The 26,175-nt window shown below is 70.2% G+C and carries 27 protein-coding genes and 1 riboswitch; of the genes, 10 read left to right on the top strand and 17 right to left on the bottom strand.

What is annotated here, in order from left to right; genetic code table 11:
* Positions 1–39: 39 nt before the first annotated feature.
* Positions 40–1,398 (top strand): FAD-binding oxidoreductase, encoded by a 1,359-nt coding sequence (locus tag CK206_RS06530; RefSeq protein WP_067712544.1) that lies wholly within the window; start codon positions 40–42, stop codon positions 1,396–1,398.
* A gap of 40 nt (positions 1,399–1,438) precedes the next feature.
* On the opposite strand, the gene CK206_RS06525 is transcribed toward CK206_RS06530, so the two are convergent.
* The 5 genes from CK206_RS06525 to CK206_RS06505 all read right to left on the bottom strand — a co-directional run bounded on the left by CK206_RS06525 (position 1,439) and on the right by CK206_RS06505 (position 5,328).
* The gene (locus tag CK206_RS06525) at positions 1,439–2,158 is read right to left on the bottom strand and encodes a metal-dependent transcriptional regulator (protein ID WP_067712537.1); all 720 of its coding nucleotides are present in this window, start codon (positions 2,156–2,158) and stop codon (positions 1,439–1,441) included.
* On the bottom strand, positions 2,155–3,024 hold the full coding sequence (locus CK206_RS06520; protein WP_067712535.1) for a metal ABC transporter permease: 870 nt from the start codon (positions 3,022–3,024) through the stop codon (positions 2,155–2,157). The genes CK206_RS06525 and CK206_RS06520 overlap by 4 nt, the downstream gene beginning before the upstream one ends.
* Positions 3,021–3,821: a metal ABC transporter ATP-binding protein gene (locus CK206_RS06515; RefSeq protein WP_067712533.1), complete on the bottom strand. Its 801-nt coding sequence runs from the start codon at positions 3,819–3,821 to the stop codon at positions 3,021–3,023. Before CK206_RS06515 ends, CK206_RS06520 begins: the two co-directional genes overlap by 4 nt.
* Positions 3,818–4,675 carry a metal ABC transporter solute-binding protein, Zn/Mn family gene (locus CK206_RS06510; protein WP_253695953.1) on the bottom strand — a complete coding sequence of 286 codons (858 nt, stop codon included), beginning with the start codon at positions 4,673–4,675 and terminating at the stop codon, positions 3,818–3,820. The genes CK206_RS06515 and CK206_RS06510 overlap by 4 nt, the downstream gene beginning before the upstream one ends.
* A 161-nt stretch (positions 4,676–4,836) precedes the next feature.
* Positions 4,837–5,328: a tRNA (cytidine(34)-2'-O)-methyltransferase gene (locus tag CK206_RS06505; RefSeq protein WP_067712531.1), complete on the bottom strand. Its 492-nt coding sequence runs from the start codon at positions 5,326–5,328 to the stop codon at positions 4,837–4,839.
* 59 nt (positions 5,329–5,387) lie between these two features.
* Between CK206_RS06505 and CK206_RS06500 the strand changes: the two genes are divergently transcribed.
* Both CK206_RS06500 and CK206_RS06495 read left to right on the top strand, forming a co-directional pair.
* Entirely contained in the window at positions 5,388–6,245 is an 858-nt protein-coding gene (locus CK206_RS06500; protein ID WP_067712529.1) for a bifunctional methylenetetrahydrofolate dehydrogenase/methenyltetrahydrofolate cyclohydrolase, read from the top strand.
* 7 nt (positions 6,246–6,252) lie between these two features.
* Positions 6,253–6,645: a DUF3017 domain-containing protein gene (locus tag CK206_RS06495; RefSeq protein ID WP_082923698.1), complete on the top strand. Its 393-nt coding sequence runs from the start codon at positions 6,253–6,255 to the stop codon at positions 6,643–6,645.
* A gap of 47 nt (positions 6,646–6,692) precedes the next feature.
* On the opposite strand, the gene CK206_RS06490 is transcribed toward CK206_RS06495, so the two are convergent.
* The 3 genes from CK206_RS06490 to CK206_RS06480 are packed head-to-tail and all read right to left on the bottom strand — an operon-like array spanning position 6,693 to position 9,643.
* The gene (locus tag CK206_RS06490; protein WP_067712526.1) at positions 6,693–7,130 is read right to left on the bottom strand and encodes a hypothetical protein; all 438 of its coding nucleotides are present in this window, start codon (positions 7,128–7,130) and stop codon (positions 6,693–6,695) included.
* The gene (locus CK206_RS06485) at positions 7,127–8,296 is read right to left on the bottom strand and encodes a homoserine O-acetyltransferase (protein ID WP_067712524.1); all 1,170 of its coding nucleotides are present in this window, start codon (positions 8,294–8,296) and stop codon (positions 7,127–7,129) included. The genes CK206_RS06490 and CK206_RS06485 overlap by 4 nt, the downstream gene beginning before the upstream one ends.
* A 12-nt stretch (positions 8,297–8,308) precedes the next feature.
* Positions 8,309–9,643, bottom strand: a complete 1,335-nt coding sequence (locus CK206_RS06480; RefSeq protein ID WP_067712522.1) for an O-acetylhomoserine aminocarboxypropyltransferase/cysteine synthase family protein — start codon at positions 9,641–9,643, stop codon at positions 8,309–8,311.
* Between the two features lie 52 nt (positions 9,644–9,695).
* Positions 9,696–9,811: riboswitch (SAM riboswitch) on the bottom strand.
* Positions 9,812–9,940: 129 nt separating this feature from the next.
* On the opposite strand from CK206_RS06480, the gene CK206_RS06475 reads away from it, so the two are divergent.
* The 6 genes from CK206_RS06475 (at position 9,941) to trpS (ending at position 16,051) form a co-directional block, all read left to right on the top strand.
* The gene (locus tag CK206_RS06475) at positions 9,941–11,164 is read left to right on the top strand and encodes an NADP-dependent isocitrate dehydrogenase (RefSeq protein WP_096905910.1); all 1,224 of its coding nucleotides are present in this window, start codon (positions 9,941–9,943) and stop codon (positions 11,162–11,164) included.
* 140 nt (positions 11,165–11,304) lie between these two features.
* A complete protein-coding gene (locus CK206_RS06470) occupies positions 11,305–12,177 on the top strand; it encodes a bile acid:sodium symporter family protein (protein ID WP_067712517.1) in 873 nt (290 codons plus the stop codon).
* A 50-nt stretch (positions 12,178–12,227) separates the two neighbouring features.
* Positions 12,228–13,448 carry an MFS transporter gene (locus CK206_RS06465; RefSeq protein WP_371606850.1) on the top strand — a complete coding sequence of 407 codons (1,221 nt, stop codon included), beginning with the start codon at positions 12,228–12,230 and terminating at the stop codon, positions 13,446–13,448.
* A gap of 40 nt (positions 13,449–13,488) precedes the next feature.
* On the top strand, positions 13,489–14,334 hold the full coding sequence (locus tag CK206_RS06460; protein ID WP_067712513.1) for an exodeoxyribonuclease III: 846 nt from the start codon (positions 13,489–13,491) through the stop codon (positions 14,332–14,334).
* Between the two features lie 96 nt (positions 14,335–14,430).
* Positions 14,431–14,904, top strand: coding sequence for a PPOX class F420-dependent oxidoreductase (locus CK206_RS06455; protein ID WP_096907327.1), 474 nt, complete (start codon positions 14,431–14,433; stop codon positions 14,902–14,904).
* 67 nt (positions 14,905–14,971) lie between these two features.
* On the top strand, positions 14,972–16,051 hold the full coding sequence (trpS, locus tag CK206_RS06450) for a tryptophan--tRNA ligase (protein ID WP_173674831.1): 1,080 nt from the start codon (positions 14,972–14,974) through the stop codon (positions 16,049–16,051).
* Between the two features lie 65 nt (positions 16,052–16,116).
* Here the strand turns inward: trpS and CK206_RS06445 are convergent, their stop codons facing one another.
* The 4 genes from CK206_RS06445 to CK206_RS06430 all read right to left on the bottom strand — a co-directional run bounded on the left by CK206_RS06445 (position 16,117) and on the right by CK206_RS06430 (position 19,928).
* Positions 16,117–17,127, bottom strand: a complete 1,011-nt coding sequence (locus CK206_RS06445; protein ID WP_096905909.1) for an RNase H family protein — start codon at positions 17,125–17,127, stop codon at positions 16,117–16,119.
* Between the two features lie 93 nt (positions 17,128–17,220).
* Positions 17,221–17,472, bottom strand: coding sequence for a hypothetical protein (locus tag CK206_RS06440; RefSeq protein WP_096905908.1), 252 nt, complete (start codon positions 17,470–17,472; stop codon positions 17,221–17,223).
* Positions 17,473–17,517: 45 nt separating this feature from the next.
* Entirely contained in the window at positions 17,518–18,783 is a 1,266-nt protein-coding gene (locus CK206_RS06435) for an acyl-CoA desaturase (protein WP_096905907.1), read from the bottom strand.
* A 44-nt stretch (positions 18,784–18,827) separates the two neighbouring features.
* Complete coding sequence (locus CK206_RS06430) at positions 18,828–19,928, bottom strand: flavin reductase family protein (RefSeq protein ID WP_096905906.1); 1,101 nt, start codon at positions 19,926–19,928, stop codon at positions 18,828–18,830.
* Between the two features lie 256 nt (positions 19,929–20,184).
* On the opposite strand from CK206_RS06430, the gene CK206_RS06425 reads away from it, so the two are divergent.
* Entirely contained in the window at positions 20,185–20,784 is a 600-nt protein-coding gene (locus tag CK206_RS06425) for a TetR/AcrR family transcriptional regulator (RefSeq protein ID WP_096905905.1), read from the top strand.
* Between the two features lie 87 nt (positions 20,785–20,871).
* On the opposite strand, the gene CK206_RS06420 is transcribed toward CK206_RS06425, so the two are convergent.
* The 5 genes from CK206_RS06420 to sdhC all read right to left on the bottom strand — a co-directional run bounded on the left by CK206_RS06420 (position 20,872) and on the right by sdhC (position 26,100).
* Positions 20,872–22,269: a D-alanyl-D-alanine carboxypeptidase family protein gene (locus CK206_RS06420; protein WP_096905904.1), complete on the bottom strand. Its 1,398-nt coding sequence runs from the start codon at positions 22,267–22,269 to the stop codon at positions 20,872–20,874.
* 359 nt (positions 22,270–22,628) lie between these two features.
* Positions 22,629–23,420, bottom strand: coding sequence for a succinate dehydrogenase iron-sulfur subunit (locus CK206_RS06415; RefSeq protein ID WP_067712166.1), 792 nt, complete (start codon positions 23,418–23,420; stop codon positions 22,629–22,631).
* Positions 23,420–25,189, bottom strand: a complete 1,770-nt coding sequence (gene sdhA, locus CK206_RS06410; RefSeq protein WP_067712170.1) for a succinate dehydrogenase flavoprotein subunit — start codon at positions 25,187–25,189, stop codon at positions 23,420–23,422. The genes CK206_RS06415 and sdhA overlap by 1 nt, the downstream gene beginning before the upstream one ends.
* Before the next feature lie 57 nt (positions 25,190–25,246).
* Entirely contained in the window at positions 25,247–25,678 is a 432-nt protein-coding gene (locus CK206_RS06405) for a succinate dehydrogenase hydrophobic membrane anchor subunit (protein ID WP_067712174.1), read from the bottom strand.
* 14 nt (positions 25,679–25,692) lie between these two features.
* Positions 25,693–26,100, bottom strand: coding sequence for a succinate dehydrogenase, cytochrome b556 subunit (sdhC, locus tag CK206_RS06400; RefSeq protein WP_083249443.1), 408 nt, complete (start codon positions 26,098–26,100; stop codon positions 25,693–25,695).
* Positions 26,101–26,175: the final 75 nt, after the last annotated feature.

Here is a 26,175-nt window from a genome sequence, read left to right as displayed (position 1 = left end):
CGCGATACGCCCGCGGCAATACGGCCGTAGGTTCGGGGCATGTCGATCGACGCCCTCCGCAGCCGCCTCTCCGGCGCCACGATCCTCACCGACCCCGACGTCGTGCAGTCCTACCGCCAGGACTGGGCCCAGGCCCCCGACCCGGGGATGCCGCTGGCGGTGGTGCGGGCGCGGTCGACCGAGGACGTACAACAGGTGATGCGCTGGGCCGCCGAGTTCGACGTGCCGGTGGTCCCCCGCGGGGCCGGCTCGGGCCTGTCCGGCGGGGCCACGGCGGTGGAGGGCGGGATCGTGTTGACCAGCGAGCTCATGCGGGAGATCCACGTGGACCCCGTCACCCGCACCGCGACGGTCCAGCCCGGCCTGCTCAACGCGGAGGTCAAGCGGGCCGCCGCCGAGCACGGGCTCTGGTACCCGCCGGATCCGTCGTCGTACGAGATCTGCTCGATCGGCGGCAACGTCGCGACCAACGCCGGTGGGCTGTGTTGCGTCAAGTACGGCGTGACCACGGACTACGTGCTGGGGCTCACGGTGGTCCTGGCCGACGGCACCGCGGTCCGGCTGGGCGGCCCGCGGCTCAAGGACACCGCCGGGCTCAGCCTGACCAAGCTCTTCGTGGGCAGCGAGGGCACGCTGGGAATCGTCACCGAGATCATCGTCAGACTGCTCCCCGAGCAACCTCCCCGCTCAACCGTCGTGGGCGTGTTCCCCGACGTCGTGGCGTGCAGCGAGGCGGTCCTGGCCATCACCCGCCGGATCCGCCCCGCGATGCTCGAGTTCATGGACAACACCTCGATCCGGGCGGTGGAGGCGGACCTGCGGATGGGGCTGGACACCTCGGCCGGGGCGATGCTGCTGGCCCAGTCCGACCTGACCGGTCCCGACCGGGCGGCCGAGGCAGAGTTCATGGCCGAGGCGTTCCGCACCCACGGCGCCACCGAGGTGTTCGCCACCGACGACCCCGACGAGGGCGAGCAGTTCACCATCGCCCGCCGGGCCGCGTTCACGAGCCTGGGCAGGACCGGCACGCTGCTGTTGGAGGACGTGGGTGTCCCGCTGCCCGCGCTGCCTGCCCTGGTGGCGGGGATCGAGGAGATCTCCGCCCGGCGGGACGTGCCCATCGCGCTGGTCGCCCACGCCGGGGACGGCAACACCCACCCGATCATCGTGCTGGAAGACGACGACCCGGACCGGGCCGCCCGCGCCCAGCTCGCGTTCGGTGAGGTGATGGACCTGGCCATCGACCTGGACGGCACCATCACCGGCGAGCACGGGGTGGGCAGGCTGAAGAAGGACTGGCTGCCTGATCAACTCGGTGAGGACGTCATGGCGCTCACCCGCCGCATCAAGGACGCCCTGGACCCGCAGGGGCTCCTCAACCCGGGCGCGATGTTGTGAGGGGCGCGAGGCGGTGTGGTGAGCGGGCCGTGAGGTGTGCTCACCGCTGGTCGGGCCCGACCTCGTCGTCGTCGCCCGTCAGGACCCGGACCCGCACCGCCGCGGCGACCGGCGTGCCGACCGGCACCACCCGCCCGTCCAGGGACACGGTGATGATCCCCAGCTCGACCTGACGGGAGACCACCTCGACCGGTGAGTCGGGCCACAGGCCGATCTCGGCCAGGTGGCGCAACACGGTGTTGTCCCGGTCGGACACCCGCGTCACCACGCCGGCGGCGCCCTCGGGGACCCGGTCCAGGGGGATGTCGCCCAGCTTGTCGAGGTGGCCGTCCCGGGTGGGGATGGGGTCGCCGTGCGGGTCGCGCCGCGGGTGGTCGAGGAAGGCGTCGAGGGCGTCGACGAACCGGTCGGACACCACGTGCTCGAGCGCGTCGGCCTCCGCGTGCACCTCGTCCCACGGGTAGTCCAGGCACCGGGCGAGGAACGTCTCCAGGATCCGGTGCCGCCGGATCATCGCCACTGCGAAGTCCCGCCCGGTGTCGGTGAGCTCTACAGGTGCGTACGGGCGGTGCTCGGCCAGGCCCAGCGCGACGAGTCTACGGACGCCCTCTGTGACCGAGGAGGGAGACGCTCCGAGGCGCTCGGCCAACGCCCCGGAGGTCACGGGGTCGCCGCCGGCTCCCAGTGCGTGCGCGGCCATGAGGTAGGACTGGGTTGTCGGGGTGAGATCTGCGAGGTCTCGGGGGGGATCGACGGTCATGCGGGCATCATCCCTGATCGTCGTGACCGCGCGCTCGCCGCGGCCCGGGGGATCACCCCGCGACCGGGCGCGAACAACTGTGCTGCCGCGAAGATCACCGCCTGGGTGAGGACCACGACGGGACCGGGCGGGAGGTCGGCGTAGTAACCGACGTACAGGCCGACCACGCCACCGAGAAGTGCGACGACGACGGAGAGGATCATGGTCCCCCGCATGGTGTCGGCCAGCAATTGTGCGGTCGCGCCCGGGATGATGAGGGTCGCCACCACCAGGATCACACCGACCGACTGGACTCCCGCCACGGTAGCCGTGGCGAGGGTGGCCAGGAGGAGTGCGGTGAGCGCGCCGGTCCGCAGTCCCAGGGTGTGGGCGTGGAGGCGGTCGAACGCCACCATGATGAGGTCGCGACGGAATGCCAGCAGCACGATCACGGTGAACACCGACACCGCCAGCACCTGGTAGAGGTCGGAGTCACGGACTCCGAGCACGCTGCCGAACAGGATCGAGTGGAGATCACGCTGACTGGGGAAGCGGGCGATCAGGACCAGGCCGAGGGAGAACAGGGCCGTGAAGACGATGCCCATCGCGGCGTCCTCCCGGACCGTCCCGCTCCCGCGCACCGCTCCGATGAGCGTGACCGCCACCAGCGCCGCGATGAGCGCTCCGGCGGCGAACGGGATGCCCGTCATGCCGGCGATCACCACACCCGGGAGAACGGCGTGTGAGACCGCGTCGCCCATGAGAGACCAGCCCATGTGCACCAGCCAGCAGCTCAGCAACGCCCCGGCGATCCCTGACGCCGTCACCACCAGGAGCGCGCGGCGCATGAACTCGTACGTCATTGGTTCGACGATCAGGTCGATCACGGTAGGGCCCCCTCAGTGGTCGCGACGCGCTCGGTGGGATCCGGCACGCGGGCGCCGAGCAGGGTGGTCAGTATCTGCGGAGTGGTGGTCTCGTCGACCGGGCCGTGCGCCACGAGCCGGACGTTGAGCAGTGCGACCGAGTCGGCGAGTTGTGCGATGGTACCCAGGTGGTGCGTGGAGACCAGTGCTGCCCGCCCTGAGGCGGCGAGTTGGCGCAGCACGTCGATGTACACCGACTCGCTGCCGGCGTCCATGCCGTTGAACGGCTCGTCGAGCAGGAGGAGTTCGGCCTCCTGGGCCAGGCAGCGCGCGAGCAGCACCCTGCGTCTCTGGCCGCCCGAGAGTTCGCCGATTCGCCGACCGGCGATCGCGGACAGTCCGACCCGGTCCAGCGCGTCGTCGACGGCCAGGCGGTCGACGGTGGACGGGCGGCGCCACGGACCGGTGAAGCGTCGGCGGCCCTGCATGACCACTTCTGCCCCGGTCACGGGGAAACGCTCGTCGATGCCGTCGGACTGGGGGACGGCCGCCACCCGCCCCGTGCGCAGGGCGAGCGCCACGGGGGCGTCCAGGATGCGGACCGTCCCGCTGCTCGGAGTGACCAGGCCCAGGATCGCCTGGATCAGGGTTGATTTTCCCGACCCGTTCGGGCCGAGCAACACGGTGATCTCCCCGCGGGGGACGGACAACGAGACCGAGTCGAGTGCGCGGACCTGGCCGCGATCGACGGTGAGGTCCGTGACCTCGATGGCCGGCGGGCCCGCGGACGTGGCCGAGGGCTGCGGCTGTACGGTCACGACGCCAACTCCCGGGTGATCGTCTCGAGGTTGTGGTCGAGCAGGTCCAGGTAGGTGGGCACCGGACCGGAGGGGGTGGAGAGGGAATCGACGTAGAGCATCCCGGCTAGTCGGCTGCCGGTCTCTGCCGCAACCTGTTCCATGGCTGCGCCGGAGACCGTCGACTCGCAGAAGACGGCGGGGATATCACGCCCGCGCACCTCCTCGATCATGCTCGTGACCTGCCGCGGCAGCCCCTGGTTCTCGCTGTTGACCGACCACAGATATAGCTCGTCCAGGCCTATGTCTCTGGTCAGATACGAGAACGCGCCCTCACAGGTCGTCAACACCCGGCGTTGCTCGGGCACGGAAACCACGGCCGTCCGGGCGCGGCTGGCCAGGTCGACGAGGTCGGCCACGTAGTCCTCGGCGCGGGCCGTGTAGGCGGCGGCACCGTCCGGGTCGAGGTCAGCGAGTGCCCGGGCGATCGCCCGGATGTATTTCGCGCCCTCGACGGGCGACATCCACGCGTGGGGATTGGGGCGTCCGGTGTACTTGCCGGAGCGGACGGGCAGGGGATCGACTTCGCTCGAGGTGATCACGTGCCGGGCGTCGGTCCCGTCGATGAACCGCAACAGCCAGTCGTCCATGCCAAGCCCGTTGCTCACGATGAGGTCGGCGTCCTCGACCCGCTTGAGGTCGTTGACTCCCGGCTCGTACAAGTGCACGTTCGCACCGGCGGTCGTCACGGACTCCACGCGGACCCGATCGCCTCCGATACGGCGCGCCATGTCGGCGAGGATCGTGAAGGTCGTGGCCACGACCACCCGGTCCCCCGGACCTGCGGACCGTCGGCCGTCGTCCGTGAATGCCACTTCGTCACTGGTGTCGGTCCTCACGGACGTACACGCGGACGTCGCGAGGACGACCAGCAGGGCGAGAGTGAAGACGGGAACGACGGCGGTGCGGCATGTGCGCGGGCCGCCCTCTTTACGGTTCACTGCTGGACAAAAGTTAAGCATGGCGAAATCTTAAATCATGGCGCCGGAAATACCACACTGTCGACGTAATCCTGTTGCCGCCACGCCTCGTAGACCACCACCGCGGCCGCGTTGGAGAGATTCATCGAGCGCCGGCCCGCCAGCATGGGGATGCGCACCCTCGCCGTCACCCGCGCGTCGGCCAGGACGTCGTCGGCCAAGCCGGTGGGCTCGGGACCGAAGAGCACCACGTCACCGGGCGTGAACCGCACCTCGGACAGCGAGAGTTCGGCATGAGCGGTGAACGCCCACACCCGGGCGGGGAGGAGTCGCGCATATGCGGCCTCCAGGTCCTCGTGGACCTCCACGTGGGCGAGGTCGTGGTAGTCGAGACCCGCTCGGCGCAGTTGCGGCTCGGACAGGTCGAAGCCCAGGGGGCCGGCCAGATGCAGTTCACAGCCCGCGCCCGCCGCCATCCGGATCGCGTTTCCGGTGTTGGGCGGGATGCGGGGCCGGTCGAACAACACGCGTACGCCCGCTCCGGTCATAACGGACATTCTCGCAGTGCGCTGCGGCCGCGGCGACGCCGAGTGGGATACTGGCACCCGTGACCGCGATCAAGCTGGACGGCAAGCTCACCCGCGACGAGATCGTCGCCGACCTCACCACCCGCGTTGCTGCGCTGCGGGACAAGGGTGTCACCCCAGGACTGGGTACCGTCCTCGTCGGCGACGACCCGGGCAGCCGCTCCTACGTCAAGATGAAGCACCGCGACTGCGAACAGGTGGGCATCTCCTCCATCCGGCGTGATCTGCCCGTAGAGACCACGCAGGCGGAACTCGAGGCCGTGATCGACGAACTCAATGCCGACCCCGCGTGCACCGGCTACATCGTGCAGCTGCCGCTTCCCGAGCACCTGGACGAGAACGCGGTCCTCGAGCGGATCGACCCGGCCAAGGACGCGGACGGACTCCACCCGGTCAACCTCGGCCGGCTGGTCCTGGGCGAGCCGGCGCCGCTGCCGTGTACCCCCAACGGGTGCATCGCCCTGCTCCGCCGGTTCGGGGTCGAGTTGAACGGTGCGCACGTCGTGGTGATCGGCCGCGGCGTCACCGTCGGTCGGCCGATCGGGCTCATGCTCACCCGGCGCAGCGAGAACGCCACCGTCACCCTGTGCCACACCGGCACCCGCGACCTGGCCGCCGAGACCCGGCGCGCCGACGTGATCGTGGCCGCCGCCGGCGTGGCGCACATGCTCACCGCCGACATGGTCAAGCCCGGTTCGGCGATCCTTGACGTGGGCGTGTCCCGGCTCGACGGCAAACTCGCCGGCGACGTCCACCCCGACGTGTGGGACGTGGCGGGTGCCGTGTCGCCGAACCCGGGCGGAGTCGGCCCGCTGACCAGAGCGTTTCTTCTGACCAACGTGGTCGAGCGCTGCGAGCGGCTCGCCGCCGACGCCTGAGACGCCCGTGACCCATCCCGCCCCCGGCTGGTCCCGGCCCTCCGGTAGCCAGCCCGCCGGCAACGAGGCCACCGACACCCAAGCGACCGACGCCCGTCCGCGCCGGGCCCGCCCGGCGCGCCTGAGGTGGTCGCAGCTCCGGGCCCAGTGGCCACTCGCCCTGGTCGTGGTCGGGCTCGCGGTGGCGCTGGGGTTCGTGATGTTCGAGCGGTGGCGCCGCGGGGCCTTCCTGCTGGGGCTTGTGGCGCTGGCCGCGGCGGTCCTGCGCGGCGTGGTCCCGGAGCACCGCGCCCGCTTGCTCGGGGTCCGTGGGAAGGGCTTCGACGTGGCGTTCTACTCGGCGATCGGCGTGGTCGTGCTGTGGCTGTCGATCTCGATCGACGCCCTCGGGACTGGCTGAGGGCGAATCCGCGCTCGATCGGGCTCGTCGCGCGGGGCCCCGCTGGGTCAGCGAAGCCCCAGAGGAACGCCCTCGCGGACGTGCTCCCGAATGCTGTCCGACGCGAGCAGATAGCCCATCGTCACCAGGACCAGCAGGGAGAAGATGCTTCCCACCACGGAGATGAACGTGAGGCTGTCCAGCACGACTCGTGCCAGTGAGTTCGCAGCCAGGAGCGCCACCGCCGCCCCGAGGACCACCCGGGACCAACGGTGGGCCCGCCACAGGAGCACGCCGCCGACGATCAGCAGTATGCCCAGGGCAGATGAGGACACGGCGGTCACAGCCATCGGCCGGTACCGGGTGATGTCGTTGCCGCCGCTGGCGGTTGCGGTGATACCCAGGAGGGTGGCGAACCCGACGGCCACCCCGATGGCCCCGAATCCCACGGCGAGACCCGCAAGTCCGAGGGCGGCAGGCCGGGGGGTGCGATCGAATTCGGTCATACGTGTCCTCGTGTCCGGTCCGTGGATCCCTGCTCGGCGAGTTCCAGGGTCCGCTGAAGCATCGGTCCCACCACGTCGGATTCGGTGAGGAACCCGTCGTGGCCGGCCGGGCTGTCGATCACCACGAGTGGGTCGGCAGCCGGGAGCAGCGCCGCCAACTCTCGCTGCTGCCGTAGGGGGTAGAGCCGGTCGGTGGTGACCCCGCCGATCACGCACGGGACCGGGCACGACCGCAGCGCTTCCTCGACGCCACCGCGGCCCAGGCCCACGTCGTGCCGGTTCAGGGCGTCGGTGAGCAGGACGTACGAGCAGGCGTCGAACCGTGAGACGAGCTTGCCGGCCTGATGGTCGAGGTAGGACTGGACGGCGAACCTTCCGGACATCGACAGGTCCTCACCGCGGGGATCCTCCCCGGGCTGCGGGCGGTTGGAGAACCGCTCGTCCAGTTCCTGCTCGCCCCGGTAGGACAGGTGAGCGATGCGCCGGGCGATGCCCAGCCCGGTGACCGGGGTGCGGCCGGTGCCGTGATAGCCGCCCTGCTGCCAGTGCGGGTCGGAGGTGACGGCCATGATCTGCGCGGTCTGCACCCCGATCTGGTCCGCGGAGGCGCGGGCGCCGACGGCCAGCACGCACGCCGCGCGCACGCGGTCAGGGTAGGAGACCATCCACTCCAGGGTCCGGGCGCCGCCCATGGACCCGCCGATCACGGCGGCCCACCGTTCGACGCCCAGCAGGTCGGCCATCACCCGCTCCGCCTCGACCATGTCGCGTACGGAGACGGCCGGGAACCGGGCACCCCAGTAGTGACCGTCGGGGTGGAGCGAGCTCGGGCCCGTCGAGCCGCGGCAGCCGCCCAGCACGTTGACGGACAGGACGCAGTAGCGGTCGGTGTCCAGCGGCAACCCGGGCCCGACGAGCCCGTTCCACCACCCTGGGGTGGGGTGCAGGGAGTCGACCGAACCCACGAGGTGGGAGTCCCCGGTGAGCGCGTGCTCGACCAGGACGATGTTGGACAGGTCGTCCGCGATCCTGCCCCACCGCTGCACGGCGAGCGTCACCCCCGGGATGACGACACCCGTGACCAGGGTCAGATCGCCGATGGCGAGGTGGCCGAGGGTGCCGTCGCCCGGGGGCAGCAGCGCGAGTGGATCGGAGGACCGGATCATGCGGACGGTCCCTCAGTCGAGCGCGGCGAAACCGAGCACGAGGTCGGCGAGGATGTCCTCGACGGCCTCGATGCCCACCGACAGGCGGACGGTCGCCAGGGTGACCCCGGCGATCGCGTTGCCCTCTGCGGTGCCCTGGGAGTGGGTGGTGGTGGCGGGGTGGGAGACCAGCGAGCGGACGTCGCCGATGTTGACCAGGCAGGAGTGCAGCTTGAGCGCGTCGATGAACTTCCACGACTGCGCCTTGACGTCCTCGTCGGACGCGCCCTCCGGGACCGCGAGGTCGAAGGTGACGATCGCGCCGGCACCCTTGGGCGACAGCTTCTTCTGCAGCTCCTTGTACGGTGACGAGGCCAGGCCCGCGTACTGCACCTTGGACACGTCCTGGCGAGCCTCGAGCCACTCGGCGATCCGCTGCGCGTTGGACACGTGCCGCTCGACCCGGAGGCTGAGGGTGTCGATGCCCTGGACCAGGGTCCACGCGTTGAACGGCGAGGCCGCGGCGCCGGTGTCGCGCAGGAGCGTGACGCGGGCCTTGAGCGCGAGGGCGGGTGCACCGAGGTCGGCGTAGACCAGGCCGTGGTAGGCCGGGTCGGGCGTCGTGAAGGACGGGAAGACGTCCTGACCGTCGCGCTGGACGCGCCAGTCGAACTTGCCGCCGTCGACCAGGACGCCGCCGAGCGAGGACCCGTGGCCGCCGAGGTACTTGGTGGCGGAGGAGACCACGACGTCCGCACCCAGCTCGAGCGGGCGGATGAGGTACGGGGTGGCCACGGTGTTGTCGATAACGAGCGGCACCTGGTTGCGGTGCGCGACCTCGGCGATGGCCGGGATGTCCAGGATGTCGTTGAGCGGGTTGGAGATGGACTCGCCGTAGAACAGCTTGGTGTTGGGCCGGACCGCCGCCTGCCAGGAGGCGGGGTCGTCCGGGTTCTCCACGAACGTGGTCTCGATGCCGTACTTGGGCAGCGTGTGCCGGAGCAGCGTGTCGGTGCCGCCGTAGAGGCGGGGGGAGGCCACCACGTGCCCGCCCGACTGGGCGATCGCCTGGATGGCGGCGGTCTCGGCCGCCTGGCCGGAGGCGAACAGCAGCCCGGCGACGCCACCCTCGAGGGAGGCGATCCGGTCCTCGGCCGCGGCGACCGTCGGGTTGGTGATCCGGGTGTAGATGGGACCCATCTCGGCGAGGGCGAACCGGTCGGCGGCCTGCTTGGCGTCGGCGAAGACGAACGAGGTGGTCTGGTAGATCGGCAGGTTGCGTGCCCCGGTGTCGGAGTCCACGGGCTGACCGGCGTGGACCTGGCGGGTCTCGAAGGCCCAGTCGGGGTTGGTGTTGTCGTAGGTCATAGGGGCGGAGCCCCTCCTCTCGTCAGAAGGGTCCGACCGCTTGACGACAGCGGACCCGCGCTTGCCTGCCACCCGAACGGGTGAGGGCCAGGTCGTCTCCCGGGGCACCCCACCGCGGTGGAGGGTTGCCGCCCAGCAAGCCGGGGCTCGATGCTGGGACTCATGACCTGGGGACAGGCTAGCCTAAGCCGCCGCTCGCCTGCAACGAGCGGAAACGGCTGGACAGGCCGCCTCTGAGCAGGCCACGCCGGTAAGATGAGGCCCACGTCACGATCGGTACCGGAGAAAGAGGGCCCGATGTCCAAGATCAAGGTCGAGGGGACGGTCGTCGAGCTCGACGGCGACGAGATGACCCGCATCATCTGGAAGTTCATCAAGGACGAGCTGATCCACCCCTACCTCGACGTGGACCTCGAGTTCTACGACCTGGGCATCGAGAGTCGGGACGCCACGGACGACCAGATCACCGTCGACGCCGCCAACGCCATCAAGAAGCACGGCGTCGGCGTCAAGTGCGCGACCATCACCCCGGACGAGGCGCGGGTGGAGGAGTTCGGCCTCAAGCGGATGTACCGCTCGCCCAACGGCACGATCCGCAACATCCTCGGCGGGACGATCTTCCGCGCCCCGATCATTATCTCCAACGTGCCGCGCCTGGTTCCGGGCTGGACCAAGCCGATCATCGTCGGCCGCCACGCCTTCGGCGATCAGTACCGGGCCACCGACTTCACGGTTCCCGGAGCCGGCACGGTCACCATCACCTTCACGCCGGACGACGGCTCGGAGCCGATCGAACACGAGATGGTGACGTTCCCGGAAGACGGCGGCGTGGTGATGGGCATGTACAACTTCACCACGTCCATCGAGGACTTCGCGCGCGCCTCCTTCAACTACGGGCTGCAGCACGAGTACCCGGTGTACCTGTCCACCAAGAACACGATCCTCAAGGCCTACGACGGCGCCTTCAAGGACATCTTCCAGGACGTGTTCGAGCGCGAGTTCAAGGCCGAGTTCGACAAGGCCGGCCTGACCTACGAGCACCGGCTCATCGACGACATGGTGGCCTCCGCGCTCAAGTGGGAGGGCGGGTACGTGTGGGCCTGTAAGAACTACGACGGCGACGTGCAGTCCGACACCGTGGCCCAGGGCTTCGGCTCGCTCGGCCTCATGACCTCCGTGCTGCTCACCCCGGACGGGAAGACCTGCGAGGCGGAGGCCGCCCACGGCACCGTCACGCGACATTTCCGGCAGCACCAGGAGGGCAAGGCGACCTCCACCAACCCGATAGCCTCGATCTTCGCGTGGACCCGGGGTCTCGAGCACCGCGGCAAGCTCGACGGCACCCCGGAGGTCATCGAGTTCGCCCACCAACTCGAGGACGTGGTCATCAAGACCGTCGAGGAGGGGCAGATGACCAAGGACCTCGCGCTGCTCGTCGGCGATGGCCAGGAACACCTCACGACGGAGGAGTTCCTCGCGGCGCTGGATGAGAATCTCAAGCGCACCCGAGCAGAGGCCTGATCCCGCGCGCCCACCGTTCGGCGACGACCCCGCGCCCGCCGGTGTGGGGTCGCGGCGGCGCCCGATCGGTTACCGTAGTCGGACAGTGGTCCACGTCACAGGCGTGGCCAGCCGTTCCGTCGTGAGCCCAGGAGACGTCCGTGGATCAGAGCCCCTTGGTCGATATCGGCCTGCCGATCGCCCTGGCCATCATCATGGTCGGCATCGGGTTGAGTCTGACCAGGGAGGACTTCGCGGTCCAGGCCAGATCGCCCAGGGCCACGATCGTCGGACTGTTCGGCCAACTGGTCCTGGTTCCGCTGGTCGGTGTCGGTGTGGCCCTGCTCTTCGGCCTCACGCCGATGCTGGCGCTCGGGGTGGTGCTCGTGGCCGCGACGCCGGGCGGGGCGACGTCGAACCTCATCACTTATCTCTCCCGCGGCAACGTCGCCCTCTCGGTCATCCTCACCGCCCTCACCTCCGTCGCCGTCATCCTCACCCTGCCGATGTGGTTCGGCATCGGCGCGCGCCTCATCCCCGGAGCCGCGGACGAGGAGGTGACCGTCCCTCTCGGCCAGACCTTCGGGCTCCTGCTGGGCGTCATCCTCATCCCGGTCGCGATCGGGATGATCCTCCGTGCCAGGAGGCCCGCGCTCGCCTCCCGCATCGAGCGCTACGTCGGGATCGTGGGCCTCGTCGTGCTGGTCCTGCTCATCGTGGGGATCGTCCTCGGCGAACGGGACCGGATCGTCGACCTCGTCGTGACCGTCGGCCCCGCCGTGATCGTCCTCAACCTCGCACTGATCGTTCTCGGCGGCCTCCTGGCATGGGTGAGCAGGCTGAGGCGGGCGGAGCAGATCGCGATCGCCGTGGAGTTCGGCATCAAGAACACCACCCTGACGCTGTTGATCGCCTTCACCGTGATCGGTGACGAGGAGGTCGGGCTCGCGGCCGCCGTCTACAGCATCGTCATGTACGTCACGGCGTTCGCGCTGGTCTACGGTGGCCGACGCCTCATGCGCACCGCCCCCTGATCGGGCTGACGTGGCAGGCCCGGCCGGGGTGGTGGGCGTAGCCTTCGTCGGTGACCACGAGCCCCGCAGCCGCCCCGGCGCCGGACACCGAGCCCGCCGCACCCACCCCTCGCCGTGTGGCGCTGGCGATCCTCGCGCTCGCGCTGGGCGGGTTCGGCATCGGCGTCACCGAGTTCGCGGCGATGGGACTGCTGCGGTCGATCGCCGAGGGCTTCGGGCTCACCGAACCACAGGCCGGCAACGTCATCAGCGCCTACGCGCTCGGCGTGGTCGTGGGTGCCCCGCTGCCGACCGTGTGGACCTCACGGTGGCGGCGCCGCACCCTGCTGCTCGTCCTCATGGCGATGTTCACCGCGGGCAACGTCGCGGCGGCCTTCGCCCCGACCGCCGAGATCCTGGTGGCGGCCCGGTTCGTCGCCGGAATCCCGCACGGGGCGTACTTCGGGGTCGCCTCCCTGGTGGCGGCCTCCCTCGCGGGTCCCGGACGGCAGGCGCGGGCGGTGTCCCAGGTGCTGCTCGGACTGTCGGTCGCGAACGTGATCGGTGTCCCGGCGGCGACCTGGCTCGGGGAGACGATCGGGTGGCAGTCCGCCTTCCTCGCGGTCGGGGTGATCGGCGCGCTGACCGTGGCGGCCATCTTCGTCGTCGTCCCCGAACCCACGGGGACGGTGGTCGTCAGGGCGCGCGAGGAGCTCGCCGCGTTGGCGAGGCCACAGATCCTGGCGACGCTCGCCGTGGGGTCCGTCGGGTTCGGCGGCATGTTCGCCGTCTACACCTACATCCAGTGGACGATGGTCGACGTCGCCGGGATCGATCCCGGCTGGATGCCCGCGGTGCTCGCCGTCTACGGACTCGGCATGGTGGCCGGCAACCTGCTCGGCGGTGTGGTTGCGGACCGGGACCTCGACCGCGGGCTGGTCGCGATCGCCGCGGTGATGACCGTGGTGCTGGCGCTGTTCGCCGTCGCCGCGCACCATCCCGTCACGGCGCTGGTGGGTCTGTTCCTGGTGGGCACGACCGGATCCGCGTTGGTGCCGGGGCTGCAGTCCCGACTGATGACATACGCGGGCAGGGGACAGACGCTCGCCGCCTCGCTCAACCACTCGGCCCTCAACGCCGCCAACGCGCTGGGCGCGTGGCTCGGCGGGGCCGTGATCGCGCTGGGCTTCGGCTACACGTCCCCGGCGCTCGCCGGGGCGGCCCTGGCGGCGGCGGGTCTCGCGATCCTGGTGGGCGCGGTCTGGGCGGCGCGGCGGACGGCGACGGGGTAGCCGAACCGTCACGTTCCCGGCGATCGGTAGCCTGTGGGCCGTGAGCCTCACCGTGAGCACCGTCAACGTCAACGGGATCCGCGCCGCCGTCAAGCAGCGGTCGGAGACCAACCTCGGATTCCTGCCCTGGCTGGAGGGCAGCGGGGCGGACGTCGTCGCCCTCCAGGAGGTGCGCGCCGATGAGGACCAGACCCGTAAGGCGCTCGCGCCCGCCCTCGACGCCGGGTGGCATCTGGTGGGCGCTCCGTCCTCGCTCAAGGGTCGAGCCGGTGTGGCGATCCTGTCCCGCGCCGAGCCGACCGACGTGCGCGTCGGGTACGGCGACGAGGAGTTCGAGGAGTCCGGCCGGTACATCGAGGCCGTCTACCCCGGGGCTGTCGACGGTGAGACCGTCACCGTCGCCAGTCTCTACCTGCCCTCGGGGTCTGCCGACACCCCCAAGCAGGACGAGAAGGACCGTTTCCTGGGGACCTTCCGCGAGTACCTCGCCGAGCGGGCCGGGCATCTGAAGACCCGTGAGGGTCACGAGATGGTCATCTGTGGCGATTGGAATATCGCCCACCGTGAGGCCGACCTGAAGAATCACAAGGGCAACCACAAGAGCTCCGGTTTCCTGCCGCACGAGCGGGAGTGGATGACCGACGTCTTCGCCGACGGCAGCGGCTGGACCGACATCGTGCGGTATCGCCGCCCCGACCAGATCGGCCCGTACTCGTGGTGGAGCCAGCGCGGTAAGGCCTTCGACAACGACGCGGGCTGGCGGATCGACTACCACGTGGTGTCCGACGGACTGGTCGACCGGGCGGTGTCTGATCGAGTGGACCGGGCGAGCGCGTACGACATGCGGTGGTCCGACCATGCGCCGGTCACCGTCGTCTACGAGTAGGTCCGAGACGAGTGGTGACGACGACGAAGGCGACTTCTGAGATCGGGCCCGCGGTCGCGGATGTCACGCGGGGGACGGGTCCGTAACCTCGGCACCATGCCGAAGTATGCGACCGCCGAACGCCCCGATCGAGCCGGCCTCGACGATTTCGTCCGCCCCCGACACCGCGCCGTCCTCATCACCCGTCGGTCGTCCGGCGGGCTGCAGACCTCGCCGGTGACCTGCGGTGTCGACTCCGAGGGCAGGTTCGTCGTGGCGACCTATCCGCAGCGGGCGAAGGTGACCAACATCCGCCGCGACCCGGCCGTGAGCGTGTGCGTACTGTCCGACGACTTCAACGGCCCGTACGTCCACCTCGACGGCACCGCGGAGATCGTCGACCTGCCCGAGGCGGTGGAGCCGCTGGTGGAGTACTTCCGCAGCATCGCCGGGGAGCACGACGACTGGGACGAGTACCGGGCGGCGATGGTGCGGCAGGGCAAGTGCCTCATCCGGGTGGCCATCGATGACTGGGGCCCGATAGCCACGGGCGGCTTCCCGCCGGAGATGGCGCCGCCCGCCGACCGCTGACAGTGCGGCGACCGCCCGCGCGAGGGCGTGGGCGGTGGGTTGTCGGGGACGTGGGAAGATGAACGCCATGTCTGAGCAGTCCTCCTCCGCAGCTCCCACGCCCGCAGAGCCGACCGGGTCGCAGGCGCCCGCGAAGCGCCAGCGCGTCCTGTCCGGCATTCAGCCGACCGCCGACTCGTACCACCTCGGCAACTACCTGGGCGCGGTGCGGCAGTGGGTCGAGCTGCAGGACGACTACGACGCGTACTACTTCATCCCCGATCTGCACGCGATCACCGTCAAGCAGGACCCCAAGGAGCTGCGTGAGCGGGTCTTCCGCGGCTGTGCGCAGCTGCTCGCGCTGGGGGTGGACCCCGCCCGGTCGGTGCTGTTCGTGCAGTCTCACGTCCCCGAACACGCCGAGCTGGCCTGGGTGCTGGGGTGCATCACCGGGTATGGCGAGGCCGCCCGGATGACGCAGTTCAAGGACAAGGCCGCCAAACAGGGCACCGACGGCACCACGGTGGGTCTGTTCACCTACCCGGTGCTCATGGCCGCCGACATCCTGCTCTACCGCCCGCACCTGGTGCCGGTGGGGGAGGATCAGCGTCAGCACCTCGAGTTGACCCGCGACCTGGCGATGCGCTTCAATTCCCGCTACAAGAAGACGTTCGTGGTGCCGGAGGGCAAGATCCTCGAGGGTTCGGCCAAGATCTACGACCTGCAGGACCCGACCGCCAAGATGAGCAAGTCCGGCGAGAACCCCAAGGGCGTCGTCAACTTGCTCGACGATCCCAAGGTTTCCGCCAAGCGCATCCGGAGCGCGGTCACCGACTCCGACGGGAACATCCGCTACGACCGCGAGATGAAGCCCGGCGTGTCCAACCTGCTGGCCATCCAGTCCGCCTTCACCGGGCGCGCGATCGCCGACATCGTCGCCGACTACCAGACCGCCGGAGCAGGCTACGGCGCGCTGAAGACCGACACGGCCGACGCCCTCGAGGCGTTCGTGACGCCGCTGCGTGGCCGGTTCGACGAGTTCATGTCCGACCGCGCCGAGCTCGAGCGGATTCTGGCGGACGGCGCGGAGAAGGCCCGCGCGGTCGCCGGCCCCGTCCTGTCGCAGGTCTATCAGGCCGTCGGATTCACCGTCCCCCGTCGGGGCTGACCCGGGCGTCGGCGCGGCCGCTGACCATACAACACCTGTAGCGCGGTCGACACGCCGACGCCGCCTCAGGCCTCGCGAGTGGCCTGCTGGTAGACCTGCTTCCAGTCACCGCCGAACCGCTGCCACAGCGAGCTGCCCAGCGAGACCTCGCCCCCGGGAGCGGTGGCGCGCCACAGCACGAGAACCGCGTCGTCGCCGAGGCGTCGGGTCTCGACCACCTCGAGTTCGACGTCCTCGACGGACCCGTCCGTGTCGCCGAGCTGGCGGCGGGTCCGGGTGCGGCCCGCGGCGTCCACCTGCCGCCATCGCACGTCGAGCAGTCGCGTGAGAGTGCGGCGGTCCCGGCGGACGGTGTCGGTCAACAGGGAGCGTTCCAGGTCGACGACGAGGTCCTCGATCCCCGGGCCGGCGGCGGAGGGAGAACTCCCTTCCTCGTCCGCGGGACCGGCCGGGGTGTTCGCGTCCAGGGAGAACAGGTCGGGCTCGGACTCGGCCGCTGACCTCGTCGTCGTCCCGCTCGTCCCCGATCCTCCCGCGGACGGCGATCGCCGGGCGGTGCCCCCCGCGGCGGGCGGGGGAACAGCCGGGTCCTCGCCCGCGCCCACAGCCGTCGCACCCGGGAAGCCCGGCCCGGGCTCAGGCTCCTTGCGCGACGAGTGCGCCTTGGCGGCGCCGTTGGCCAGGGCGTCGGCCTTCTCGTTGAGCTCGTGGCCCGCGTGACCCTTGACCCACTCGAACGTCACCTCGCGGCCCTGCATCGCCTCGTCGAGGGCCTTCATCACCTCGACGTTGAGCACGGGCTTGCCGTCGGCCTTCTTCCAGCCCTTGCGCTTCCAGCCCTTCATCCATTTGGTGACCGAGTTGATGACGTACTGCGAGTCGCACAGGATGTGCAGCGGCTCATCGGTGTGCGCGGTCTGGCGCAGCAGGTCCAGCACGGCGGTGAGCTCGCCCTGGTTGTTGGTGCCGCGCTTCCAGCCACCGCAGCGCCAGGTCGAGTCGTCGATATACCAGGCCCATCCGGCAGGACCGGGGTTTCCGAGAGCGGAGCCGTCCGCGGCGGCGATGATCGTCACGACATGGGATCCTGCCACCGTGGCCGGCGCCACTTCGCACCGGCCACGGGGGGCCGACCGGCCGCCTCTCCCCGGGAAGCGGCCGGACGCCGGTCAGCCCTGCAGGTCGCCGTCCTCGATGCCGTCGAGGTTGATCAGCGGCTCGTCCGCGGTGCGCTGCCGCTCCTCGCGGCGGGAGATTCGGGCGGCCTCACGCATTTCGATGCCCTCGGTGACGAAGTCGCCGACCTCCTTGGCGATCGAGCCGATCGCGTCCGTGATGATGACGGCGATACGTCCCACCAGCGACGCGCCCGCCTGGACACCTGCCTGGACCTGGTCCTTGTTGCGTTCGAAGTCGCTCATGGACCGCTCCCTTCGTCGGTGATGCCCTTAGACGGTACCCGCGGCTCAGGCGGCGACGGGAGTCTTCCTGCGCTCGATGATCACCGCCGGCGTGTCCGCCGCGGTGGGAGGCAGGGGCAGCGCGAGGCGGAACATCTTGGACCAGACTCCTCCGACCTGCTTCCACAACGGGCCGGTCGTGTACGGCAGGCCGTGCTCCTCGCAGATCGCGCGCACCTCGTCCGCGATCTCCGGGTAGCGGTGCGCGGGAAGATCCGGGAACAGGTGGTGCTCGATCTGGTGCGACAGGTTGCCGGTCGCCAGATGCATGAACGGGCTGCCCGAGATGTTGGCCGACCCCAGCATCTGCCGGACGTACCACTCGCCGCGGGTCTCCTCGGCCGTCTCCTCCTGCGTGAACACCTGGGCGCCGGACGGGAAGTGGCCACAGAAGATCACCGAGAACGCCCAGATGTTGCGGACGACGTTCGCGGTGAGGTTGCCGGCGAACGTGAGCGGGAACAGCGGGCCGGTCAGCGCCGGGTGCACGATGTAGTCCTTGGCCACCTGGCCGCGGACCTTGTTCCACCAGCCGGCGAGCAGGCCCTTGACGTCGGACCACTTGCGCTTGCCCTTGAGGACGTTGTCGTACTCGAGGTCGTGCATCATCACGCCCCACTCGAACAGCATCATCAGCGCGAACGCGTACACGGGGTTGCCCAGACGCAGCGGGGTCCACTTCTGCTCGTACTCCATCCGCAGCAGGCCGTAACCGATGTCGCGGTCCAGGTCGAGGATGTTGGTGTACGTGTGGTGCATGTAGTTGTGCGAGTGCCGCCACTGGTCCGACGGGCACACGTTGTCCCACTCGAAGCTCGAGGAGTGGAGCATGTCGTCGCGCATCCAGTCGTACTGGCCGTGCATGACGTTGTGGCCGATCTCCATGTTGTCGAGGATCTTGGACGCGCTCAGCGCGGCGACGCCGGCCAGCCAGGCCGGGGGCAGGAAGCCGAGGAACATCAGCCCGCGGCCGGCCAACTCCAGGCGGCGTTGGGTGCGCACCACCCGCAGGATGTAGTCGCGGTCGGCGGTGCCGAGGTCGGCCCTCACGCGGTCGCGGATGGCATCGAGTTCGCGGCCGATGATCTCGACCGACTCGGCCGACAGCACGATCGGCTCGGGGCCGGGGGTCTTCGCGGTCTTCGCGTCGGCGGCCTTGCTGGCCGCCTTGCCGGCCGCCTTGCCGCTGGCCTTCGGCGGCTTCGCGGCCTTCGGCGCCTTCGGCGTGGTGGACTTCTTCGGGCGGAGGCCGGGCAGTTGCAGGAGTGTCATGATGGGGTCCTTCCGGGTCGTTCCGGGCGGGTGGGGATGCAGGTCTAGAGCTCGATCTCGACGTCGCCGACGGGCGCGTTGACGCAGATCTGGACGTGGCAGTCGGGCGTGGAGTCGACCTCGCCGGTGCGCAGATCGCGGGTGGTGCCGGAGACGCGCACGGCCGTGCAGGTGTGGCAGATGCCCATCCGGCAGCCGTGCTGGGGGCTCAGGCCGGCAGCCTCGGCGCCCTCGAGCAGGGTGGTTCCCTCGTTCCGGGCGGTGATGCCGCTGCGCAGGTGGGTCACGGTGCCGCCGTCCCCGTCGGGCACCGGCCCGGTCGCGGAGGTGAAACGCTCACGCAGGACGCCGGAGAACCGCTCGGCACCGAGGACCTCCTCGAGGCCCCGGGCCAGCGGTTCGGGGCCGCAGAGGAACACCGCGGCGTCATCGTGCCAGGGGGCTGTCTCCTCGAGATGGTCGGCGGAGAGGTGGCCGGACAGGCCGCTGGGGGTCGTCCCCTCGGCGGTGGGGACCACCGTGACCGTCACCCCGGACCGGGCCAGCTCACGGAGCTGGTCCCGGAAGGGCACGTCCTCCACGCGGCGGGCGTAGTGCAGCCACGCCACGCGGCCCGGCGCCCCGTCGCCGCAGTGGCCGTCTGAGGCGAGCGTCGAGGCGATCGCCAGCATCGGGGTGATGCCGCTGCCGCCGCTGACCAGCAGCACATCGGCGGGGCGGGCCTCGGGCAACGCCATCTCGCCGACCGGGCTACCCAGGAGAAGTCGCATCCCGGGCGCGGCCTCGTCCCAGAGATGGTTCGAGACCACGCCGTCGGGGTGCCTGCGAACGGCGATGGTCGCCAACCCGTCGCGGCGGGACGCCGGATCGACGGGGGAGTAGTGGCGGCGGTGGACGACGCCGTCCACCACGACCCCGATCTCGAGCGCGGCGCCGGGGGCGGGGCGGTCGACCCCGGCGGGCAACCGCAGGGTGAGGACCGTGACGTCGGGGACCGGCCGGTCGACTGTCACGACGGTCGCCCCGGTGGGGTCGTCGGACCAGTCCACGCCCAGGGAGCGGACGTAGTGTTCGACCGGATGGGGAGTGAGTAGGGTGCGCGTGACCCTGCGGGAGAAGAGTCTGCGGATGGGCGGGGCGGTCATGTGGACCTCCGTCGAGGATATGGGTCGGTGTGGTCGGACGCCGTCGGATGCGGTCGCTCCCCGGCGGTCGTCGCGCCTCGCACCGGGTCGGTGCCGTCGCGGTCGGGGTGCGCATCCGTCCGGTTCGACCACCGGACGTTTTTGAGTGTACAGCCGTTCTCCGAAATGGGAAGAGGTTCGATTTGTGGCCCGGCCCACACCCCGCGGACGGGTGGTTTCTGACGCGTCAGTCCAGGCTGTCGATAGGATGGCGAATGTGACGACGCCCAGGACACGTGCGGAACAGAAACGGCACACCCGTGCACTCATCGTCGAGGCGGGCCGGAACGGGGTGGCCACGCGCGGCTTCACCGGGCTCGTCGTCCGCGAACTCGCGCGCGAGGTCGGCATCGTCCCCACCGCCTTCTACCGGCACTTCGAGTCCGTCGACGACCTCGCATCGGAACTCGCGTCCGGCGCGGCCGACGCCCTCGGGACGTTCATCGACGAGCTGATCTCCACCGCGACCGACGACCCCGCGACCGACTGGCCCCGCCTGGCCTCCGCCGCCGCCACCCGGGATCCGCAGACCTGGGCCATGCTCGCCCGCGGCCTGGTCGACACCGCGCATCCAGACCACCGGATCCTCGCGGCCGCCGTCGATTCCGCCCGCCGCCGGCTGGGGATCACCCTGGGTCGGCTCGAGACGCTCTCCGGAGCGGACGACACCTCCATCGACATCGCGGCCGACCTCGTCGTCGTCGTCCTCCTCCGGGCCCTCGTCGAGATGGCCGACGATTCCGACGCCCGCACCACGGTCGACGAGTGCGCCGGGCGACTGCGGGTCATCCTCGCCGGCGCCGGCGCCGTCTCCTGACCGGCCGCTCCCCGGCCGCTCCCCGGCCGTTCCCCGACCGTACGCGCCGACGCGGCGGCCGCTACGGACGTGGGGCCGGGCCCCGGGCTAGTTCCGTGACCGCAGTGTGAGGACCGCCCCGGCCACCACGACGAGTCCCGCCGCGCCCAGCGCCAGCCACGTGCTGTAGCGCTCGAGCACCGAGCCGCCGACGATCGCCGTCTCCGGCGTGCCCGCCCCGCCGAGGCCGCCGGCCAGGTGCTCGGTCGCATGATCGGTCGAGTCCTGCGGCCCGGCCTCGAGCACGCCCACAGGGTCCGAGTCGCCCGCCGCGTACCCCGCGTCCAGCAACGCGGCCGCCTGCTGCCACGGCGGGCTGGGCACACGCGTGCCGTCGAGCAGCACCACCGCGAGCCGCCGACCGTCCCGCTCGGCCGCCCCGATGAACGTGTGCCGGGCATCGTCGGTGAAACCGGTCTTGCCGCCGATCGCGCCCGGGTAGTTGTGGAGCAGCAGGTTGTCGTTGCCCAGCACGAAGCCGGGGTTGATCAGGACCCCGTCCGCGCCCATCGTCGGGCCGGTGTGCTCCGGTACCGCCGCCGGATCCGGTGGTTCGGTGCCCGGACCAGCGGGGTATCCGGGGAAGCCCGTGGACGGGGTGGCGACGATCTCCGCGAACGCCGGGCGGGCCATCGCGTCCCGGAAGATCAGCGACATGTCGTAGGCCGTGGACATCATGCCCGGGCCGTCGAGGCCGTTCACGGTGGCGACATACGTACTGCGGGCCCCGAGCGCGACGGCGTGCGCGTTCATCGCGGCGCACGTCTCCTCGATGCCCCCCAGCTGCCGCGCCAGGACCACCGCGGCGTCGTTGCCGGAGGCCAGGAGCAGGCCGCTGAGGAGCCGTCCCACGGAGTACTCGCCGCCCGGCCCGATGCCCACGAGGCTGCCCTCGGCCCCCTCGAGGTCCGCGTCGGTGACCTCCACGACCCGGTCGACGTCGAGCGAGTCCAGCGCGACGGAGGCGAGCAGTGTCTTGATCACGCTCGCGGGGCGGTATCGGCCGTGCGGGTCCTTGGCCGCCACGATCTGGCCGGTGTCCAGGTCGGAGACCAGCCACGCGCTGGCGGTGACGTCGCGTGGCACCTCGAATCCGTCGGGCGCCACGACCTCGCAGCCGGCGAGCCCGTCACCGCCCGGAGGGGTGTCGGGCACCGGGGGAGGGGTCGGGGACGTCTGCCCGGGGAGCGGGACCTCGGACTCGTCGACGGGAGCGGGCGGTGTGGTGCGGTACGGGCACCCGGTGATGTCGCGCGGGGTGTCGAAGTACGACGGCGACGTGGTCGACGGCAGCACGGCGGCCGGCGGCGGCTCCGTCAGCGGAACGGCGGGGGCCGGCTCCACGGCTGTCACGGGTGCCGCTGCCGCGAGCGGTACCAGTGCGACCAGGGCTGCGGTCACGAGGCCGGCGGCTCGCTGGACGGGCCGTCGTCGGGTGCTGGTCACGGAGGTCGAGTCTACGTCCGGTCGACGTCGCCTCGGGTCGGACCCGCTGGCCCGGGTCTGACCCGCCCTCGCCCCGCAGCCGCTCCCCGGGGTGGCGTCTCGCACCCGCTTCGGAGCAGGCGAGACGCCATCTCGGCGTGCGGCTGTGGCCCGGGCGTGCGGCTGTGGCCCCGGGCGTGCGGCTGGGGTCGCAGCGGGCAGGCGCGTGTGCGGATGCCGGGGGCGGCGGGGAGGGTCGGGGCCACGAGGGAAGGAAACGGCGGAGGGGCCGCACTCTCCGTCTGTGGAGAATGCGGCCCCGGCCGGTGCTGCGAGGCGACGTCGGAACGACGCGCGCCGGCGTGGTGGCTACCCGGTGATCAGCGCGCGAACAGCAGCGCGCGCTTGACCTCCGTGATCGCCTTGGTCACCTGGATTCCACGCGGGCACGCGTCGGTGCAGTTGAAGGTGGTGCGGCAACGCCACACCCCCTCGGCGTCGTTGAGGATCTCCAGCCGATCGGCGGCGCCCTCGTCACGCGAGTCGAAGATGAACCGGTGCGCGTTGACGATCGCCGCCGGCCCGAAGTACGACCCGTCGGCCCAGAACACCGGGCAGGAACTCGTGCAGCAGGCGCAGAGGATGCACTTGGTGGTGTCGTCGAAGCGGGCCCGGTCCGTCTGCGACTGGATGCGCTCGGCGGTCGGCTGGTTGCCGGAGGTGATGAGGTAGGGCATCACGTCGCGGTACGACTTGAAGAACGGCTCCATGTCGACGTACAGGTCCTTCTCCACCGGCAGCCCGCGCAGTGGGGCGATGGTGATGGTGACGGGCTTGCCGTCCTTCGGGAGCATGTCCTTCATCAGAACCTTGCACGCCAGGCGGTTCACACCGTTGACCTGCATGGCGTCCGAGCCGCAGACGCCGTGCGCGCACGATCGACGGAACGCCAGCGATCCGTCGATGTAGTTCTTGACGTACGTCAGCAGGTTGAGCAGACGGTCGGACGGCAGCGCCGGGACCTCGTACTCCTTCCAGCCGGCCGAGTCCGGATCCTCCGGGTTGAAACGGGCGATCTTCAGCGTGACCATGGTCGAGCCGGGCGGCACGGGACGGTTGGCGCCGGGGTCCTTGCCGTCGTTGGCCTTGGTGGTGTCGACTGCGGTGCTCATCAGTACTTACGCTCCATCGGCTCGTAGCGGGTCTGCACAACCGGCTTCCAATCCAGCCGGATGTCGGAGAGCAGGTCGAGACCGCCCTCCTTGAACGCCATCGTGTGTTTCATGTACGTGGCGTCGTCGCGGTCCGGGAAGTCCTCGCGGGAGTGACCGCCGCGGGACTCCTTGCGGTTGAGGGCACAGACGACCGTGACCTCCGCCAGCTCCAGCAGGAAGCCCAGTTCGACGGCCTCCAAGAGTTCGGTGTTGAAGCGCTTGCCCTTGTCCGAGACGGTGACGTCGGCGTAGCGGGCCTTGAGGGCGCGGAGCTCGTCACGGGCCTCGGTGAGCGACTGCTCGGTGCGGAAGACCGACGCCTTGTCGTCCATCATGGCCTGCATCTCGCTGCGGATGTCCGCGGCGTTCTCGCTGCCGTGTGGGGCGAGCATGCGCTCCATCCAGTCACGGACCATCTGCTCGGGCTCGGCGGGCAGCTCGACGAAGTCATGGCCCGCGGCGTACTCGGCGGCGGCGATGCCGGCGCGGCGGCCGAACACGTTGATGTCCAGCAGCGAGTTGGTGCCCAGACGGTTGGAGCCGTGAACGGACACGCAGGCGCACTCGCCCGCGGCGTAGAGGCCGGGAACGACGTCCTCGGAGTTGCGCAGCACCTCGCCCTGCACGTTGGTCGGGATACCGCCCATGACGTAGTGGCAGGTGGGGAAGACCGGCACGAGCTCGGTCACCGGGTCCACACCGAGGTAGGTGCGCGAGAACTCGGTGATGTCGGGCAGCTTCTCCTCGAGCACGTCGGCACCGAGGTGGGTCACGTCGATGTAGACGTAGTCCTTCTCGGGGCCGGCGCCGCGGCCCTCGCGGACCTCCAGGACCATCGAGCGGGCGACGATGTCACGGGGCGCGAGGTCCTTGATGGTGGGGGCGTAGCGCTCCATGAAGCGCTCACCGTCCGCGTTGCGCAGGATGCCGCCCTCACCGCGGACGGCCTCGGAGATGAGGATGCCCAGGCCGGCGAGGCCGGTCGGGTGGAACTGGTGGAACTCCATGTCCTCCAGCGGCAGGCCCTTGCGGAACACCACGGCCATGCCGTCACCGGTGAGGGTGTGGGCGTTCGAGGTGGTCTTGTACATGCGGCCCGAGCCACCCGTGGCGAAGACGGTGGCCTTGGAGTGGAACACGTGCAGGTCGCCGGAGGCGAGCTCGTAGGCGACGCAGCCGGTGGCGACGGGACCCTCGGGGGTCTCGGTGAGACACAGGTCCAGCACGTAGAACTCGTTGAAGAACTCCACGTTGTGCTTGACGCAGTTCTGGTAGAGCGTCTGCAGGATCATGTGACCGGTGCGGTCGGCCGCGTAGCAGGCGCGACGCACGGGCGCCTTGCCGTGGTCACGGGTGTGGCCGCCGAAGCGCCGCTGGTCGATCTTGCCCTCGGGCGTGCGATTGAACGGCAGGCCCATGTTCTCCAGGTCGATGACGGCGGTGATGGCCTCCTTGGCCATGATCTCCGCGGCGTCCTGGTCGACGAGGTAGTCGCCGCCCTTGACCGTGTCGAACGTGTGCCACTCCCAGTTGTCCTCCTCGACGTTCGCGAGGGCGGCGCACATGCCGCCCTGGGCGGCGCCGGTGTGGGAGCGGGTGGGGTAGAGCTTGGTGAGGACGGCGGTGCGGGTACGCGGGCCCGACTCGATGGCCGCGCGCATACCCGCGCCGCCGGCGCCGACGATCACGACGTCGTACTGATGCTGGTGGACCTGACGATCGGTCATGGGTTACTCAGTGCTCGCTTTCGGAGAAGTGAAGTCCGCAGACGAAGACGGCCGCGGTCAGAGGTCGTAGGCGAGGCCGAAGATGGCGTAGGTGCCCAGGACCAGGACGAGGCCGGTGGCGACGAACAGGATCGAGTTGAGCCAGAACCGGGTCGAGTCCTTGCGGGAGTAGTCCGCGATGACGGTGCGGACACCGTTGCCGCCGTGGAGCATGGCCAGCCAGAGCATGAGGAGGTCCCACACGGCCCAGAACGGGCTCTGCCAGCGGTCCGCCACGTACGCCCAGTCGATGCGTTGGACGCCCTCGTCGATCATCAGACCGACGGTGAGGTGACCGATCGTGAGGATGACCAGCGCGACGCCCGAGTAGCGCATGAAGATCCACGCCGAGCGTTCGAAGTTGCCGCGCGAGCGCAGGCGGGGCGAGCGCGGCTGCGCCAGGGAGGCCGGCCGGTCGTAGGACGTCTGGAGAACAGGTGCGTCTGCCATGGTGATCGTTCCCCTTAGAGGTGCTGGAAGAGAAGGAAGAGGAGGCGGGCGGTGGCCGCGGCGAACACCACGACCCAGATCGCCAGGACGGCCCACAGCATCTGACGCTGGTACTTGGCGCCCTTCGACCAGAAGTCGACGAGGACGATCCGGAGACCGTTGAGCGCGTGGAAGAGCACGAGCGCGACCAGACCGATCTCCATGAGGCCGACGATCGGGGTCTTGTACGTGTCGATGACCGCGTTGTAACTCTCCGGGCTCACCGTGACGAGCGCGGTGTCGAGCACGTGTACGAAGAGGAAGAAGAAGATCGCGACGCCCGAGATGCGGTGCGCGACCCAGGACCACATCCCCGGGTCACCCTTGTAGAGGTTGAGCTTCTTTGTGGGGGCCGGACGCGCCGGCGCCTGCGCAGTACTCATGGGCTTGTCGTGCCTCCGAATCGTCTGGGCCTGATGCCATCGGCGCGCGTTCCGGCCCGAGAGCACAGCGGGCGC

Origin of the sequence: Dietzia sp. WMMA184 (assembly GCF_002441635.1) — a bacterium.
Classification (GTDB): domain Bacteria; phylum Actinomycetota; class Actinomycetes; order Mycobacteriales; family Mycobacteriaceae; genus Dietzia; species Dietzia kunjamensis.
The sequence above is the reverse complement of the archived record's forward strand: the minus strand, read 5'-3'. Positions and strand labels throughout refer to the sequence as shown.

What these genes read in the sequence shown, in the direction of transcription:
- trpS (WP_173674831.1), top strand. Translation starts at nt 14,972, where the DNA reads ATGTCTGAGCAGTCCTCCTCCGCAGCTCCCACGCCCGCAGAGCCGACC.
- sdhA (WP_067712170.1), bottom strand. Translation starts at nt 25,189, where the DNA reads ATGACCGATCGTCAGGTCCACCAGCATCAGTACGACGTCGTGATCGTC.
- CK206_RS06485 (WP_067712524.1), bottom strand. Translation starts at nt 8,296, where the DNA reads ATGATCCGGTCCTCCGATCCACTCGCGCTGCTGCCCCCGGGCGACGGC.
- CK206_RS06505 (WP_067712531.1), bottom strand. Translation starts at nt 5,328, where the DNA reads ATGACCGGAGCGGGCGTACGCGTGTTGTTCGACCGGCCCCGCATCCCG.
- CK206_RS06405 (WP_067712174.1), bottom strand. Translation starts at nt 25,678, where the DNA reads ATGGCAGACGCACCTGTTCTCCAGACGTCCTACGACCGGCCGGCCTCC.
- CK206_RS06430 (WP_096905906.1), bottom strand. Translation starts at nt 19,928, where the DNA reads ATGACCGCCCCGCCCATCCGCAGACTCTTCTCCCGCAGGGTCACGCGC.
- CK206_RS06455 (WP_096907327.1), top strand. Translation starts at nt 14,431, where the DNA reads ATGCCGAAGTATGCGACCGCCGAACGCCCCGATCGAGCCGGCCTCGAC.
- sdhC (WP_083249443.1), bottom strand. Translation starts at nt 26,100, where the DNA reads ATGAGTACTGCGCAGGCGCCGGCGCGTCCGGCCCCCACAAAGAAGCTC.
- CK206_RS06415 (WP_067712166.1), bottom strand. Translation starts at nt 23,420, where the DNA reads ATGAGCACCGCAGTCGACACCACCAAGGCCAACGACGGCAAGGACCCC.
- CK206_RS06475 (WP_096905910.1), top strand. Translation starts at nt 9,941, where the DNA reads ATGTCCAAGATCAAGGTCGAGGGGACGGTCGTCGAGCTCGACGGCGAC.
- CK206_RS06480 (WP_067712522.1), bottom strand. Translation starts at nt 9,643, where the DNA reads ATGACCTACGACAACACCAACCCCGACTGGGCCTTCGAGACCCGCCAG.
- CK206_RS06435 (WP_096905907.1), bottom strand. Translation starts at nt 18,783, where the DNA reads ATGACACTCCTGCAACTGCCCGGCCTCCGCCCGAAGAAGTCCACCACG.
- CK206_RS06525 (WP_067712537.1), bottom strand. Translation starts at nt 2,158, where the DNA reads ATGACCGTCGATCCCCCCCGAGACCTCGCAGATCTCACCCCGACAACC.
- CK206_RS06490 (WP_067712526.1), bottom strand. Translation starts at nt 7,130, where the DNA reads ATGACCGAATTCGATCGCACCCCCCGGCCTGCCGCCCTCGGACTTGCG.
- CK206_RS06530 (WP_067712544.1), top strand. Translation starts at nt 40, where the DNA reads ATGTCGATCGACGCCCTCCGCAGCCGCCTCTCCGGCGCCACGATCCTC.
- CK206_RS06440 (WP_096905908.1), bottom strand. Translation starts at nt 17,472, where the DNA reads ATGAGCGACTTCGAACGCAACAAGGACCAGGTCCAGGCAGGTGTCCAG.